A 14,488-nucleotide genomic window follows, 5' to 3' on the forward strand; every position below is an offset into this window, starting at 1 on the left:
CGTGGCGAACTGCACCTGACCATCCTGGTGGAAAACATGCGCCGCGAAGGCTACGAGCTGGCCGTGTCGCGCCCGCGCGTGGTGTTCAAGGAAATCGACGGTGTGAAGCACGAGCCGTTCGAGCGTCTGACCGTGGACGTGGAAGACGGCCACCAGGGCGGCGTGATGGAAGAGCTCGGCCGCCGCAAGGGCGAACTGCTCGACATGGCGTCGGACGGCAAGGGCCGCACCCGCCTGGAATACCGCATCCCGGCCCGCGGCCTGATCGGCTTCCAGGGCGAATTCCTGACGCTGACGCGCGGCACCGGCCTGATCAGCCACATCTTCGATGACTACTCCCCGGTCAAGGAAGGCGACCTGGGCGAGCGCCACAACGGCGTGCTGATCTCGCAGGATGACGGCGCTGCCGTGGCCTACGCACTGTGGAAGCTGCAGGATCGCGGCCGCATGTTCGTGTCGCCTGGCGATGCGCTGTACGAAGGCATGATCATCGGCATCCACAGCCGTGACAACGACCTCGTCGTCAACCCGATCAAGGGCAAGCAGCTGACCAACGTGCGCGCCTCGGGCACCGACGAAGCCGTGCGCCTGATCACGCCGATCCAGATGTCGCTGGAATACGCGGTGGAATTCATCGCCGACGACGAGCTGGTGGAAGTCACGCCGAAGAACATCCGTCTGCGCAAGCGTCACCTGAAGGAACACGAGCGCAAGCGTGCATCGCGTGAGGAAGCGGTCTGATCGCCAGTCGGTCTGCCAAGAAGAACGCCCCGGGGTTTCGGGGCGTTTTTTTTCGTCCGGCGATGGCGCGGAGCGCTACGCCTGCAGGCGTGCCAACGCTTGTGCCAGATCGTCGATCAGGTCTTGCGGGTCTTCAAGACCGATGTGCAGGCGGACGATCGGGCCGGCATGAGACCAGTCTGTGCAAGTGCGTGTGCCCACCACGTTGCTGACCGTCGCCAGACTCTCGAATCCGCCCCACGAGGCGCCGATTCCGAATAGCGTAAGCGCATCGACGAAGTGCCTGGCCGCATGCGCGTCGGCCTGAGCGAATTCGAACGAGATCAGCCCGTTGGTGCCGGTGCAATCGCGTTGCCACAGCGCGTGGCCGGGGTCTTCGGCAAGGGCGGGGCAAAAGACGCGAGCCACTTCTGGGCGCGCGGTCAGCCAGTGTGCGACCTCAAGCGCGTGGCGCTCATGCATGGCGAGGCGTGCGCCCAATGTGCGCGTGCCGCGCAGCACGAGGTAGGCATCGTCGGGGCTGATGGCCACGCCTTGGGCGTCGCACATCGTGGCAAGCGGTTGCCAGCAAGCCTGCGTGGTGGTGACGGTGCCCATCATCACGTCGGAGTGGCCACTCAGGTACTTGGTGGCAGCCATGACCGATACATCGGCGCCGAGTGTGAGCGGGCGGTACTGCACGCCTGAGCCCCATGTGTTGTCAGCGACGACCAGTGCACCGTGGCGATGCGCGAGGTCGGCCAGCGCAGGCAGGTCGCACATTTCGTAGGCAAGCGAGCCGGGGCACTCTACGTAAACGAGCTTGGTCGTTGGCCGGAGTTGCTGTGCGACATCACTGCCGTCTGCGCGGAAGTAGCTGACCTCCACGCCCCAGGGCTGCAGGAACGTATCGACGAAATGGCGCAGTGGCTGATAGACGCAATCGGCAATCAGCACGTGATCGCCGGGGCGCACGAAGGCCAGGAAGACCATCGAGATGGCGGCGAGGCCCGTGGGGAACAGCCGCGTGCGATAGCCGCCTTCGAGTTGAGCGACGACGTCTTCCAGCGCAAAGCCGGTCGGGTTGCCGCGTGCGCCGTAGGTGAACATCCGCTCGGTGCCGCGTCGGCGGCGCGCGTCGTTCATGGCATCCATCGAATCAAACAGCACGGTGGAGGCGCGCACGACCGGCGGGTTGACTGCCCGGCCGCCTTCAAAGGCTGGCGAGGTGCCGCCCTTGACGAGGCGTGTGGCCAGCCGTGGCTGTGCGTTTGGCTCTGTTTTCTGCGATGACATGGTGCGTGGGCCCCGTTGGTTGAGCGTCATGGCTGCGTGGCACCGGCGCCCACGCGGAAGGCGCCGAGTTCCTGCGCATCGAGCTGGGCGAGCAGGCCGGTTTCCCAGGCCAGGTATTGCCGCGCCGCCGCCTTGTTGCCGTCATGCCGATCATGCACGAAGAACAGGTAGTCGATGCAGTCGGCATCGGGTGGAGTGTTCTCTGCACCTTCGGTGGCACGGCCCGTGGCTATCCATGCGGCAAAACCGCCGGCGAGTCGTTTGATGTGCGATTCCGCATGCGGTGCCAGCGCGTTCCAATCCGCGGCAGCGAGTTCTGCGATGCGCGGGTCGTCGGCAATCAGCACGGTATCGCGGTCGGCGGCCAATCCTGGCAGGCGCGGGCGAATGGCCCATGTGGCGCCGGGCACATGCGCTCGGCGGAAGGCCATGCTCGGGCGCAGGTCGATCACGTGTGCGGTGCCGGCCGCGAGTGCGGTGGCGAGTGCCTCCGCGCTGATCTCCGGCAACGGCTGCAGCAAGGCGGGCACCGGTACCGGCAGTTTCGCATCGCTGGTCAACCCGCCGCGCAGCACGTAGGCATCGTGACCGAGTTGCCGCAGCCAACTGGCGACGATCGGCGCGCGTACGCCGTCGGCGTCGAGCAGCACAAGGCGGGCATGGCGCACGCCCACGTATTGGTCGGTCGCCTGAATCAACTGACCGCCCGGCGCATGCTGCGCGCCCGGCAGGCTGCCTGCGGCGAATTCCTCAGGGGTGCGCACGTCGCAGAGGAACAGGCTGTGCGTGCCAAGTTCCACCCAGCGTGCGAGCGTGGCGGTATCGACCTCCGGCACGGCAAAGCGCGTCGCTAGCTGCTGGCTGGCCTCACGCAGGTCTTCCAGCTTGGCGGTGGTCACGGCATCGGGGTAACGGCGCGTGCTGCCGTGTTCCAGCGGCAGGTCTTCCAGAAACCAGCCCTGCGTGCCGTTCTCAAGCGCCATCACCGGGTTGGGGATACCCAGGTTGATGAGCGTCTGAGCGCCGATGATGCTGCGCGTGCGGCCCGCGCAATTGACGACGATCGGCGTGGCAGGGTCCGGCACGAGTTCGCGCACGCGGTAGCCGAGTTCGCCGTTGGGGCAGCAGATTGACGAGGGAATCGTCATCTTCAGGTATTCGCTGACGGGGCGGCCGTCGAGGATGACGACGTTGTCGCCGCGCTCGCGCATGGCGGCGAGTTCGCGCGCGGTGACGCGCGGCGTGTGATACGCCATCTCAACGAGTTCACCGAAGGTCTTGGATGGCACGTTGATGCCGGCAAACAGCGTGAAGCCTGCACGCGTCCACCCTTGCGCGCCGTCTTGCAGCACATGCGCGTTGGTGTAGCCGATGGCGGCTAGGCGTTCGGCAGCGCGAGCAGCTATGCCGTCGTTGTCGTCATAGACGACCATGCGCACCGCGCGTCGAGGCGCGAGACGCGGGGCGTCGATCTCAAGGCGGCTGTAGGGCAGCGGGATCGCGTAAAAAAGGTGGGCCTCGCCGTACTGGCCGTGCTCGCGCACGTCGAACAGCGCGATCTCGGCGCCGTCGTGCAGCCACGCTTTCAGGGTCTGGGCGGTAACGAACGATGTCATATCGATGCGGGATCGAAAAAAAAGGTGAGCGGGGCCCTCCGCGCACGCAGCGCGGAATGCAAGCAACGCGATTGGGTTGAGGCTGGCCGGTTAGCGGCGCGTTTTCACGCCGATGCCCATGGTCTGGTAGCGGCCGGTCGCCAGGTCAAACGTGATGCGCTCGCTGAGCGTTTCGAGCGCACGCCCGTACATGTGCAGGTGGCGAATGGGCGCCTCGCCCTTGATCTCGACGGCGTGGATGTCTTCAGCCGCTAGCGCGATGCCGCTGCCGGGTTCGACGACGACTGTGTCGGTCATCTCCAGCGTGCCGACGCCGGGCGTGGCGCGGTCGTCGGTGCGGCGATAGACGTAGTTGTATTCCGTGCCATCCACTGCTGCGATGCAGGCCCACGTGGTGTGGTTGTGCGGCGTGATCTTCTTGCCGGGGCGCATGACGTTGAGGTACAGCGCGTAGGTTTGATCCGCATCTTCGTGGATCAGGTAGCGGGCTTGCAGCTCACCGTCGGTCGGGGGCGGGAAGTCGGCTTCCTGCCAAAGTTCCGTGCGCGCGGCGAGCCCTTTGACTTGCTCAAGCACATCCGCCAGTGCAGGGCGCGTTTCGCCTTCGGGCGCGAGCGCGGCTTTCATCGCAGCAATGGCGTTGTTCACGGCCGATTGGCGTTGTTGAGGAAAAGACGTGGACATGGCTGAACTCTCCAGAGGTATTGGGGCGCGTTGGATGGCGTTGTTGTGGTTGTCGGTGTCAGACGACCCGTTCGGCCAGCGTAGCCACAGGCGGCGCCGGGCGCAGGACGTCTTGCAGGAAGCGCTGCGCGCGGGCGTGCTTCGGGCGGCTGAAGAACTGGTCGGGCGGCGAGTCCTCCAGCAACTGGCCCTGGTCCATGAACCAGACGCGGCTGGATACATCGCGTGCGAAGCCCATCTCGTGGGTGACGATCATCATCGTGAGCCCGTCGTTGGCCAGCTCACGCATGACGTGCAGCACCTCCTGCACCATCTCGGGGTCCAGTGCGCTCGTCGGTTCGTCGAACAGCATGAGCGGCGGTTTCATCGCCAGTGCTCGTGCAATGGCCACGCGCTGCTGTTGGCCGCCCGACAGGTTGGCCGGCATCGCATCGATCTTGTGCGCAAGCCCGACCTTGGCGAGCAGCGTTTCTGCCTGAGCCATCGCCTCGTCGCGCGGCATGCCGAGCACCTTGGTCGGCCCGAGCATCAGGTTCTGCCGCACCGACAGGTTCTGGAACAGGTTGAAGTTCTGGAACACGAAGCCGATGCGCGCGCGGAGCTGGTTGACGCGCATATCACGCGCATGAACGTCACGTCCTTCGAAGCGGATGCATCCGCCCTGGATGGCTTCCAAGCGTGTGACGGTGCGGATCAGCGTGGATTTGCCCGAGCCCGACGGCCCGCATACGACAACGACTTCACCGCACTCGATCTTGGCGTCGATGCCTTTGAGCGCGTGGTAGTCGTCGTAGTACTTGTCGATTTTTTCAAATGCCAGCATGGGTTGGTCTCCAGCGAATCAGGCAAGCCCCGCACGACGGCGGGCGATGCGGCGCTCCAGCTGCCCGGCAAAGCGGGAGATGGCGAAGCACAGCACGAAGTAGAAGGCTGCAAGCACGAGGAAGGTTTCCAGCGGCTTGGTCAGCGTGATGGTGTTGACCTGCGCGGCCGAGTACGTCAGCTCCGGCACGCCAATCACATAGGCAAGCGACGTCGCCTTGATGATCGACACGAACTGGTTGACGATCGACGGCAGCATGTTGGTCAGCGCCTGCGGCAGCTGCACGTAGCGCATGCTTTGCAGCCACGACAAGCCGTTCGAGCGCGCAGCTTCCATCTGGCCGCGCGGCAGTCCTTCGAGCCCGGCGCGGACGATCTGCGCGAGAAATGCGCTCTCGTACACGATGATGGCGCACACGGCCGTCGTGAATGCCGACACCTCCGTGCCCACCAACAGCGGCACCGCAAAGTACGCCCAGAAGATGATCATCAGCAGGGGGATGCCGCGTACCAGGCGCGTCCAGACGCCCGCGCATTTCCGTAGCCAGTTGCACGGGCTGACCTGCGCCAGGCCGATCAGCACGGCAATCGGAAACGACATCACCAGCCCCAGCACCGACAGGATGAGCGTGATCGCCACCCCGCCGAGCGGGCCATTCGGCCACGCGCCCACTAGGAACAGCGCCAGGTAGTCATGCAGGATTTCGAGCATGGCGTCAGACCCCCAACGGTGCCGTGCGGCGTTTGGCAACACGATCCGACAACGACATCAGCGCCAGCGTACCGAGCAGGTACAAGATCGTGGCGATGAGGAACACGTCGAAGGTGCGGAAGGTGAGGTTGTCGATCTGCCGGGTGCGGTAAAGCAGCTCATGCACCCCGATGGCCATGGCGAGCGAGCTGTTCTTGAACAGCAACAAGGCCTGGTTAAGCAGCGCCGGCAGTGCCACGCGAATCCCTTGCGGCAGGATCACGTAACGCAGTGATTGCAGGTGGGTCAGCCCAATCGACCATGCCGCCTCCTGTTGCGTATGCGGAATGGCACGCAGCCCGGAGCGCAGGTCTTCGGAGATGAACGCGCCCGAGTTCAGCCCCAGCGCAATGGTCGCGAAGAAGAACTCCGTGTTGCCCACGTTGATCCACAACTTGATCGATTCGGGCAGCAACTGCGGCACGCCGAAGTACCAGACGAGAATCTGCACCAGCATCGGCACATTGCGGTGGTACTCGACGATGACGATAACGAACGCCTTACTCAGGCGCATCGGCAGCGCGCGCAACGTGGCGAGTGAAATGCCGACCACGATTGCCAGCAGACCCGAAACGACAAACAGACACAGGGTGGTCAGGATGCCGTCCCGGAGCAGGCGCACATAGCCGTCTGCGAGCAGGAACGAGAGATCGAACATGTCGGCGGCCCTTGGGTTACTGGGCCTTGATCGGTTCGACCTTGTAGTCGCGTGTGAACTTGTAAATCGACTTCGCGCCGAGCCACTTGTCGAAGCTCGTCTGCAGCGCGTTGGATTGGTCGTAGTCGGCCAGGATCTTGTTGACGGCCGCCATCAACGTCGGCTCGTTCCTGTTCATGACCACGCCCCAGCGCTCTTCGTACACTGGTGCGGTCAGCAGCCGATACTGCTGGCCGCCTTTTTGTGCGGCTTCATTGGCAAAGCGCGCCAACACCAGTTGCCCGGCAACCAGGCCGTCGACCTTGCCTTGCTGCAGCGCCAGGTAGGCCGAGGAGATGTCGTGGAAGGTCAGCAGGTGCGAATCCGGCAGTCGCGTGACCGAGACCGCGGCCGAACTGGAGCCTTCAGATGCAGCGATCTTCTTGTTGGCGAGCTGGTCCAGCGTCTGGATTGGAGAATCCGCGCGTACCAGCACGCGGATCGGCGCAACGAAATACTGGTTGCTGAAATCGATTTGCGTGGCGCGAGCCGGCATCCATGCGACTGCAGCGGCCAGGACATCCACGCGATGCGTCTTCAATTCGGGGATGCGCGCGTCGGTCGACAGCGCGCGGTGCTCAAGCTTGACCCCGAGACCCTGGGCCAGCGCGCGGCACACGTCGACATCAAAGCCCGCGATCTGGCGCGTCGCGGCGTCAGGAAAGGCATAGGGTTCACTGGCGTTCTGCGTGCCGCACACCAGGGTGCCGCGTGACTTGATGTCGGCCAACGCGTCGGCGTGTGCGAGGTTTGCCAAGGTCAGGGCGGCCATCATCCCGGCCGCGACGTTTCGTGCCCACATGTCTTTCCTCCTTTGTATGAAACGGGTCCAACGCTTGACCGCTTACCCAACGGTCGGGGTGTCTTCCTGAATTACTTCAGTTTTGTTTGGGTTTTTTGCAGGTTATCGGCCAAAATTGGTCAGGACAAATTAATTCTTGGCAGAAACTTATTAGGATTTCTGAAGTATCGGGGCTCAGATGCGGAACCTGGATATCGACCTGCTGCGCACCTTCGTGGCGATTGCGCAGCACGAAACCTTTGCCGCGGCCGCTGCGCGCGTGGGGCGGACGCAATCTGCGGTCACGCAGCAGATGCAGCGTCTGGAGGAGGAGATGGGATGTGCGCTGTTCGAGAAACGCGGTCGCCACAAGATGATGACGCCGGATGGCGTTCGGCTCGTCGCCTATGCGCACAAGATTCTGGCGTTGAACGACCAGGCTGTGCAGGTGATCCAGACGGGCGGTCCGGCTGAGAAGATCCGCATCGGCTCGCCACACGACGTGGCGGATTCGATCCTGCCAAATCTGCTGCGCAGGTTGTCCAAGCTCTCACCCGAACTGCAGATGGAAATCAACGTCGGCCGCAGCCCGTTCCTGATGGACGCGCTGCGCGCCAAGACGCTCGATCTGGCGATTTCCACCCGCTATGACGACGCTTTTCCGGGTATCAAGCTGCGGACTTCGCCCATGGTGTGGATCTGCGCGGAAGACTTCATCTTCAATTCCGCCGCACCGGTACCGCTGGTGATGGCCGATGAACTGAGCCTGTTCCGCCAGCTATCGATCGAGTGCCTGGATGCGCACCATATTCCGTGGCGCACGAGCTATCTCTCGCCAACCCTGACCGGCATCCGGGCTGCGATCAGCGCCGGGCTGGGCGTGACCGCGCGCACGACTGAATTGCTCGACGCGAACATGCGCGTGCTGACCGAGGCAGATGGCCTGCCGCGCCTGCCGGAAGTCGCGTTCTACCTGTATGTGCAGCCGACGTGCGCGAGCCCGGTGTTGCGGGAGCTATTTGATTCGACCAACCACATCGCGACGCGCTTCGGGCCGCCGTTCATGTAAGCGGCATCGCCTCGGCTGTCACCGTCGAGCGTGGGCTGCGCCACTCGGGCGGCTTCCACAGGTAGCGCAGGTCGCGATCGCGGAACACGTCGGCCCACATGTCGCGCCATTCGTGGAAGGTGAGCGTGATCGGGTTGTGCGTCTGGATCTGCCGCGTGATGCCGAACACGGGCGCCTCTTCCTCCGACACGAAGCTGCCGAATAGGCGGTCCCAGATCGTCAGCACGCCGGCGTAGTTGCGGTCGATATATTGCGGGTTCTTGGCATGGTGCACGCGGTGCACGGAGGGCGTGTTGACGTATGCCCCAAGCCAGCGCCAGAAGCCCGCATAGCGCGAATCCAGCGCCCCTAGCCGCGTGTGTACGAAGAACTGGAACGCCAGGTTCAGGCCCACCGCCAGAATCACCCAGTCCGGCGTGAAGCCGATCCAGGCCAGCGGAATCCAGAACAGCCACATCCCCGAGATGGGGTAGGTCAGGCTCTGCCGGAACGCCGTCGAGAAATTCATGCCCTCCGACGAATGGTGTGTCACGTGCGACGCCCACATCCAGCGCACACGGTGGCTGGCACGATGGAAGAAGTAGTAGAGGAAGTCCTGCAGCAGCAAGAGCAGGGCAAACGACCACCACGTCTCGGGCACTGCGCGCAGGCCGTGGCTGTACGTCCATGCATACACCGTCTTGATCATCAGCCACAGGAAGAACGCGTCCGACGCTTGGTGCATCAGCGCGAGGCAGGCGTTTGAAACGGTGTCCTTGAGACTGTAGACGGACGGATCGCGGCGACGCCAGTACCACACCTCCGCGCCGATGGTGAGCAGGAAGACCGGCGCGAAGGCCAGCAGGATCAATCCCGGGTCGAAACTGGATGCGCCGGGTGCGCCGTTGGTAGGGGTCATCTGATTGTTGTGATGGTTTGTCTCCAGCCGGCAGATATACGCCCAACGCGCGCCCCAGGAAAGAGGCGCGCCTAGAGCCCTTCCTCGCATCTGTGCCGGGTCGTGTACAGTGCGGCCCGTCATTCCCAAAAACACCAGACAAGAGACATGGAATCCACCGTTTCGAACCTGCCGCACACCGACGTCCAGGCTGATGTAATTGCCGAGGTGCGCGGCGGCATCGGCTGGCTGACGCTGAACCGGCCGCAGGCGCTCAATGCGCTGTCGCTGGAGATGATCCGCGCGCTGTCGCATGCGCTGATGGCGTGGCAGCACGATCCGGAAGTGCATGCCGTGATCCTGCGCGGCGAGGGCGGCAAGGCCCTGTGCGCGGGAGGTGACATCCGCTTCTTCCATCGCGCGGCCACGGCGGGCGATCCGCAGCTGATCACGTTCTTTACCGAGGAATACCGCCTCAACCACCTGATCTTCCAATACGCCAAGCCCTACATCGCCCTGATGGACGGTGTGGTGATGGGCGGCGGCATGGGCATCTCGCAAGGCGCCTCGCTGCGCGTGGTGACCGAGCGCACCCGCATGGCGATGCCCGAGACCAATATCGGCCTGTTCCCCGACGTGGGCGGCGGCTGGTTCCTGGCGCGCGTGCCGGGCCACGTGGGCGAATACCTGGGCGTGACCGGGCAGATGATCGAGGCGGCGGATGGGCTGTCGGTCGGGCTGGCGGATTGCCATGTCACGACGCAGGCGTTGGCCGCCATCGTGCAGCGTCTGCACGATGGCGATTGGCAGAGCGCCGAGCAAATCGTCGCGTGCTTCACCGAAGCCGCAACCGAAGCTGATGCGGCCAAGGCGGTGATCGCACCGCATCGCGCTGCCATCGACGCATGCTTTGGCGCCGCCACCGTGCCGGCCATCCTGGCTGAGCTGGCAGGCTGCGCCGACGCCGACTGGGCCGCGCAGACCGCGCAGCACATGGCCAAGCGCTCGCCGCTGATGATGGCCGTCACGCTCGAGCAGATCCGCCGCGGCCGCCACACCACGCTCGCCGACGAGCTGCGCCGCGAGCTGGACATGATGACGCACGTGTTTGCCGAGGGCGACGGCATCGAAGGCATCCGCGCGCTCGCCGTCGACAAGGATCACGCGCCCAAGTGGCGCCACGCCAGCGTCGATGCCGTGCGTGACGATGAGGTGGCCGCGTTCTTCGTGTCGCCGTGGCGGCGCGAGGCGCATCCGCTGCTGGGGCTGTCGGACTAGAACCGGTAAACTGCGCGCCTGGATTGAACCGTTGAACTAGCTGTGACTGCTGAACACCCCACGCCCTGCCTTACGCCGAGTGCGCGCCGCCTGTCCGTTGCACCGATGATGGACTGGACCGACCGTCACTGCCGGTACTTCCACCGCCAGATCTCCCGCCACACCTGGCTCTATACGGAGATGGTGACGACCGGCGCGCTGCTGCACGGCGACGTGCCGCGCCACCTTGACTTCGACGAGGTCGAGCACCCGGTGGCGCTGCAGCTCGGCGGCAGCGAGCCCGACGACCTGGCCCAGGCCGCCCGCCTGGGCGAGCGCTGGGGCTACCGCGAGATCAACCTGAATTGCGGCTGTCCCTCCGAGCGCGTGCAGCGCGGCGCGTTCGGCGCGTGCCTGATGGCCGAGCCCAAGCTGGTGGCCGAGGGTGTCAAGGCGATGCGCGATGCGGTGTCGATCCCGGTCACGGTCAAGCACCGCATCGGCATCGATGCGATCGAGACCTACGACTTCGTGCGCGACTTTGTCGGCACCATTGCCGAGGCGGGTTGCGAGACCTTCATCGTGCACGCGCGCAACGCCATCCTGAAAGGCCTGAGCCCGAAGGAGAACCGTGAGATCCCGCCGCTGCGCTATGAGGTGGTCTACCAGCTCAAGCGCGACTTCCCGCATCTGGAGATCCTGCTCAATGGCGGCGTGCAGACGCTGGAGCAGATCGATGCGCATCTGGCGCACGTCGATGGCGTGATGATCGGCCGCGAGGCGTATCACCACCCGCACTTGATGGCGGATTTCGATGCGCGTTACTACGGCGCCAATTCCTCCGCACTGACGCGTGCTGAGGTGGAAGACGCGATGATCGCGTACATTGGTCGCTGGGTGGAGCGGGGTGGTTATGCCGGCGCGCCCGTGCGACACATGCTGGGGTTGTATCGCGGCGTGGCCGGTGCGCGTGGCTGGCGGCGCGTATTGTCGGATGCCAAGGCGCTTGGCCGCGTCAAGACGCTCGCCGACGCCCAGCAGCTGTTCGACGAGGCACGCGCTCACCTGCGGCGCGGGGCGGAATCGGACGAAGCGGCGGTTGCGGCATAAATTGCGCCACCCCCTAGTCACGCCAAAAGAATGTTTGTATAATCTCTTTTTTCGTCGAGCAGCGATCCGCTGTTCGTACAACGGTGGCTGTAGCTCAGTTGGTAGAGTCCCAGATTGTGATTCTGGTTGTCGTGGGTTCGAGTCCCATCAGTCACCCCAGAAAATTTCTGTAGAAAAGCCCGCTTCGTGCGGGCTTTTTTGCGTTCAGGCATCTGCAACCACCGTCCCCTGGTGGTAGACGATCTTCCATCCGTCAGGTGTACGCCGCCAAAGCGTGGCGCGGCGCGTGGTGCGGTTCGACTCCACGAGCGTGTAGGTCAGCAGGAAGGTGTCAGGCGCAATCTCCTGGCAGCGGAAATCGCGCGTTTGCCAGAACGCCTCGCCGATATGGCCGCGCCGCGCATCGAGCACGCCGAGCACGTAGCTGCGGCTGTAGCGCTGGCCGGAGGCGCCGATTTCCCAGAAGTCAGGCTCGGTCATGCGCTCGAAATCTTCGCGGCGGGTGCCGCGCTCGGGGCGGTGGAAGATCGGCTCGAGCCGCTGCAGTTCTTCCAGCACGTCGAGCAGGGCGGGGTCGGTATCCAGGCACGGTTCCATGCGGCAGCCTCCTTGCGAATGCACAAGCATAGCCTGCCCGAGCGTGTCATCGCAGTGCATGATGCGCGGTTGGGGTATCCCACCTATCATGCTGCCTTCGCATGCTTTCCGAGAGTCATTTCGATGCTACGTACTGCCCGTTTCCGCTCGTCTGCCCTGACGCTGGCGCTGTCCTTGGCCATGATTGCCGGCGCATCGGCCGCCACGTTGAAGAAGCCTGAACTCGACACGCTGGCCAAGGCCGAGCAAGCCAAGGCATCGTCCGACCTGTCGAGCTTCCTGGCCGCGGCTGCCAAGGCCGACCCGCAGGTCGCCGGCAGTGTCGCCGCGTATCAGAAGAAGGCCCCGCTCGCTGGCGATGACCTGGTCAACATCGGCCGCCTGCTTGGCCTGTCCAACCGCCTGCACAACCAGCAGGCCGTGATCGGCACGATCGAGAAGATGGTCGCGCTGCCCACCGTGCGCGACGACAAGATCCCGCAGCATGAGAACCCAGCCATCGTCGCCTTCGGCAAGATGATCGAGGGCATGGCACATGACTTTGGGCTGCAATTCCGCAACGTTGACAACCGCGTCTTCGAGGTCGTGCTGCCCGGCACCGGCTCGGACGAATTCGGCATCCTGACCCACGCCGATGTCGTGCCCGCCCGCGCCGAGGAATGGGTGCTCGCCGATGGCACCAAGCTTGACCCGTTCAAGGTCACGCGCGTGGGCAGCCTGCTGTACGGGCGCGGCACCATCGACGACAAGGGGTCGATCGCGGCCGCGCTGTATGCCATGAAGACGGTCAAGGACAGCGGCGTGCCGCTCGCGCGCACCATCCGCCTGATGATCGAGACCACGGAAGAGACCGGCGGCGATGGCATGAAGTATTACCGCGAGCGCACCCAGCTGCCCGCGTACAACATCGTGCTCGACAGCAAGTATCCGGCCGTGGTGGCCGAGAAGGGCTCGGGCGCGCTCAAGGTGTTCTTCCCCGCGCAGGCGGGCGACACCAAGCGCACGGCCATCACGTCGATGACGGGTGCTGCGTCGTCCAACGCCGTGCCGCAGACGGCAAGTGCCACGCTCACGGGCGGTGACCTCGGCATGGCGACGGTCGCGCTGGAAGCCAAGCGCGATGCCTTCGTGCACAGTCTGGCGGCGCAGGGCGCGTTCTCGATCGACATCACGCGCAACGCCGACAGCATCGTCGTGAAAGTCACCGGGACTTCCGCGCACGGTTCGCGTCCGGAGGAGGGCGTGAACCCCGTGCCGCGCCTGGCGCTGTTCCTGCGCGCTGCCAATCTTGACATGGCCGACAACGCCTACGCCCACGCGGTGCGCTATTTGGCCGATCTGTACGGCACGGACTACCTCGGCAACACCATGGGCATCGCCTACAAGGACGATTTCATGGGCCCACTCACGCTGTCGCCCAACGTCATCGGCGATAAGAACGGCCGCGTGGAAGTGACCGTCAACGTGCGCATGCCGCGCGGCAAGACGCCCGATGCCGTACGCAGCGAGATCGCTGACAGGATTCACGCCTGGGCCAACGCCAACAACATCGCGCTGGAGATCAACCATGACCAGGGCAACTGGATGGCGCGTGATCCGAAGGGCGCATGGTTGTCGACGCTGCTCAACATCTACGGCGACACCACTGGCCTGGACGCCAAGCCCGTGCCCACCGCCGGCAGCACCACCGCCAAGCTGATGCCCAACGCCATCAACTTCGGCCCGGCCATGCCCGGCAAGAAATACACCGCGCACAACGCCAACGAGTACAAGGAAGTGCCGGACCTCGACCTGGATATGCAGATGTTCACCGAGATGCTGGTGCGCATCGGCAACCTGCCGTCGATGCAGTAAGCAGCACTGACGAAAAAAAAAGCCCGCATGCGTGCGGGCTTCGAATTCAGCGATCTCAATTGCCCCTGAGGGCATTGGCAATACTACTGTCATCCGCGCCAAACAGAATCCGGGTAAACGTCGGTTTCGTCGGTGGAATGGCGTGGGATGTGATGCTGCGGCAACATGCGGCCAAAAAAACAGCCCGCTCAAGTGGCGGGCCGAAAATCAGTTGAAGAAAGCCCTGTCCTCAGGGCCCGGCCAGTGTATGAAATCAGTTGCGGCTACAGCATTGGGGAATGCCCTGATCGGGCGCCGCCACATGATCCAGCGTCTTCAGTAGCTTTCCGCGCCGGCAGTGCGCGAGGCCGCTGGAAT

13 protein-coding genes, 1 tRNA gene and 1 pseudogene are annotated in these 14,488 nt (G+C 64.3%); 6 read left to right on the forward strand and 9 right to left on the reverse strand.

The genetic code is table 11. From position 1 onward, the window contains the following. Window positions 1-741: pseudogene (locus QZ609_RS17025) on the forward strand (translational GTPase TypA); the annotation flags it as partial. A gap of 75 nt (window positions 742-816) precedes the next feature. Here QZ609_RS17025 and metC read toward each other — a convergent pair. The 7 genes from metC to QZ609_RS17060 form a co-directional block, all read right to left on the reverse strand. Beyond that, on the reverse strand, window positions 817-2,016 hold the full coding sequence (gene metC, locus QZ609_RS17030) for a cystathionine beta-lyase (protein WP_295497295.1): 1,200 nt from the start codon (window positions 2,014-2,016) through the stop codon (window positions 817-819). 26 nt (window positions 2,017-2,042) lie between these two features. Then, complete coding sequence (locus QZ609_RS17035; RefSeq protein ID WP_295497297.1) at window positions 2,043-3,632, reverse strand: rhodanese-like domain-containing protein; 1,590 nt, start codon at window positions 3,630-3,632, stop codon at window positions 2,043-2,045. Window positions 3,633-3,722: 90 nt separating this feature from the next. Next, window positions 3,723-4,316 (reverse strand): cysteine dioxygenase family protein, encoded by a 594-nt coding sequence (locus QZ609_RS17040; RefSeq protein ID WP_295497299.1) that lies wholly within the window; start codon window positions 4,314-4,316, stop codon window positions 3,723-3,725. A gap of 58 nt (window positions 4,317-4,374) precedes the next feature. After that, window positions 4,375-5,139 (reverse strand): amino acid ABC transporter ATP-binding protein, encoded by a 765-nt coding sequence (locus QZ609_RS17045; protein WP_295497301.1) that lies wholly within the window; start codon window positions 5,137-5,139, stop codon window positions 4,375-4,377. 18 nt (window positions 5,140-5,157) lie between these two features. Beyond that, window positions 5,158-5,850, reverse strand: a complete 693-nt coding sequence (locus QZ609_RS17050; RefSeq protein WP_295497302.1) for an amino acid ABC transporter permease — start codon at window positions 5,848-5,850, stop codon at window positions 5,158-5,160. 4 nt (window positions 5,851-5,854) lie between these two features. Next, window positions 5,855-6,547, reverse strand: coding sequence for an amino acid ABC transporter permease (locus QZ609_RS17055; RefSeq protein WP_295497304.1), 693 nt, complete (start codon window positions 6,545-6,547; stop codon window positions 5,855-5,857). A 16-nt stretch (window positions 6,548-6,563) separates the two neighbouring features. After that, on the reverse strand, window positions 6,564-7,388 hold the full coding sequence (locus QZ609_RS17060) for a transporter substrate-binding domain-containing protein (protein WP_295497306.1): 825 nt from the start codon (window positions 7,386-7,388) through the stop codon (window positions 6,564-6,566). Between the two features lie 178 nt (window positions 7,389-7,566). Between QZ609_RS17060 and QZ609_RS17065 the strand changes: the two genes are divergently transcribed. Next, window positions 7,567-8,436, forward strand: a complete 870-nt coding sequence (locus QZ609_RS17065) for a LysR substrate-binding domain-containing protein (RefSeq protein ID WP_295497308.1) — start codon at window positions 7,567-7,569, stop codon at window positions 8,434-8,436. Here the strand turns inward: QZ609_RS17065 and QZ609_RS17070 are convergent. Next, window positions 8,429-9,334, reverse strand: a complete 906-nt coding sequence (locus QZ609_RS17070; protein WP_295497310.1) for a sterol desaturase family protein — start codon at window positions 9,332-9,334, stop codon at window positions 8,429-8,431. The genes QZ609_RS17065 and QZ609_RS17070 overlap by 8 nt on opposite strands. Before the next feature lie 147 nt (window positions 9,335-9,481). Between QZ609_RS17070 and QZ609_RS17075 the strand changes: the two genes are divergently transcribed. The 3 genes from QZ609_RS17075 to QZ609_RS17085 all read left to right on the forward strand — a co-directional run bounded on the left by QZ609_RS17075 (window position 9,482) and on the right by QZ609_RS17085 (window position 11,839). Further along, window positions 9,482-10,591, forward strand: a complete 1,110-nt coding sequence (locus QZ609_RS17075) for an enoyl-CoA hydratase/isomerase family protein (protein WP_295497312.1) — start codon at window positions 9,482-9,484, stop codon at window positions 10,589-10,591. 90 nt (window positions 10,592-10,681) lie between these two features. Beyond that, on the forward strand, window positions 10,682-11,680 hold the full coding sequence (gene dusA, locus QZ609_RS17080; protein WP_295497317.1) for a tRNA dihydrouridine(20/20a) synthase DusA: 999 nt from the start codon (window positions 10,682-10,684) through the stop codon (window positions 11,678-11,680). Window positions 11,681-11,763: 83 nt separating this feature from the next. Beyond that, a tRNA-His gene (locus QZ609_RS17085) sits at window positions 11,764-11,839 on the forward strand. 45 nt (window positions 11,840-11,884) lie between these two features. Here the strand turns inward: QZ609_RS17085 and QZ609_RS17090 are convergent. Further along, entirely contained in the window at window positions 11,885-12,277 is a 393-nt protein-coding gene (locus QZ609_RS17090) for a DUF4440 domain-containing protein (protein WP_295497313.1), read from the reverse strand. Between the two features lie 123 nt (window positions 12,278-12,400). Here QZ609_RS17090 and QZ609_RS17095 point away from each other — a divergent pair, with 123 nt between their 5' ends. Further along, window positions 12,401-14,131, forward strand: a complete 1,731-nt coding sequence (locus tag QZ609_RS17095; protein ID WP_295497315.1) for a dipeptidase — start codon at window positions 12,401-12,403, stop codon at window positions 14,129-14,131. The last annotated feature ends 357 nt before the right edge of the window (window positions 14,132-14,488 follow it).

This window comes from uncultured Ralstonia sp. (assembly GCA_913056305.1).
Lineage (GTDB): Bacteria > Pseudomonadota > Gammaproteobacteria > Burkholderiales > Burkholderiaceae > Ralstonia.

Excerpts from the sequence above, each read along its gene's own strand:
- QZ609_RS17060 (WP_295497306.1), bottom strand. The coding sequence starts at position 7,388 with ATGTGGGCACGAAACGTCGCGGCCGGGATGATGGCCGCCCTGACCTTG.
- metC (WP_295497295.1), bottom strand. The coding sequence starts at position 2,016 with ATGTCATCGCAGAAAACAGAGCCAAACGCACAGCCACGGCTGGCCACA.
- QZ609_RS17050 (WP_295497302.1), bottom strand. The coding sequence starts at position 5,850 with ATGCTCGAAATCCTGCATGACTACCTGGCGCTGTTCCTAGTGGGCGCG.
- QZ609_RS17090 (WP_295497313.1), bottom strand. The coding sequence starts at position 12,277 with ATGGAACCGTGCCTGGATACCGACCCCGCCCTGCTCGACGTGCTGGAA.
- QZ609_RS17095 (WP_295497315.1), top strand. The coding sequence starts at position 12,401 with ATGCTACGTACTGCCCGTTTCCGCTCGTCTGCCCTGACGCTGGCGCTG.
- QZ609_RS17055 (WP_295497304.1), bottom strand. The coding sequence starts at position 6,547 with ATGTTCGATCTCTCGTTCCTGCTCGCAGACGGCTATGTGCGCCTGCTC.
- QZ609_RS17040 (WP_295497299.1), bottom strand. The coding sequence starts at position 4,316 with ATGTCCACGTCTTTTCCTCAACAACGCCAATCGGCCGTGAACAACGCC.
- QZ609_RS17070 (WP_295497310.1), bottom strand. The coding sequence starts at position 9,334 with ATGACCCCTACCAACGGCGCACCCGGCGCATCCAGTTTCGACCCGGGA.
- QZ609_RS17035 (WP_295497297.1), bottom strand. The coding sequence starts at position 3,632 with ATGACATCGTTCGTTACCGCCCAGACCCTGAAAGCGTGGCTGCACGAC.
- QZ609_RS17045 (WP_295497301.1), bottom strand. The coding sequence starts at position 5,139 with ATGCTGGCATTTGAAAAAATCGACAAGTACTACGACGACTACCACGCG.
- QZ609_RS17065 (WP_295497308.1), top strand. The coding sequence starts at position 7,567 with ATGCGGAACCTGGATATCGACCTGCTGCGCACCTTCGTGGCGATTGCG.
- QZ609_RS17075 (WP_295497312.1), top strand. The coding sequence starts at position 9,482 with ATGGAATCCACCGTTTCGAACCTGCCGCACACCGACGTCCAGGCTGAT.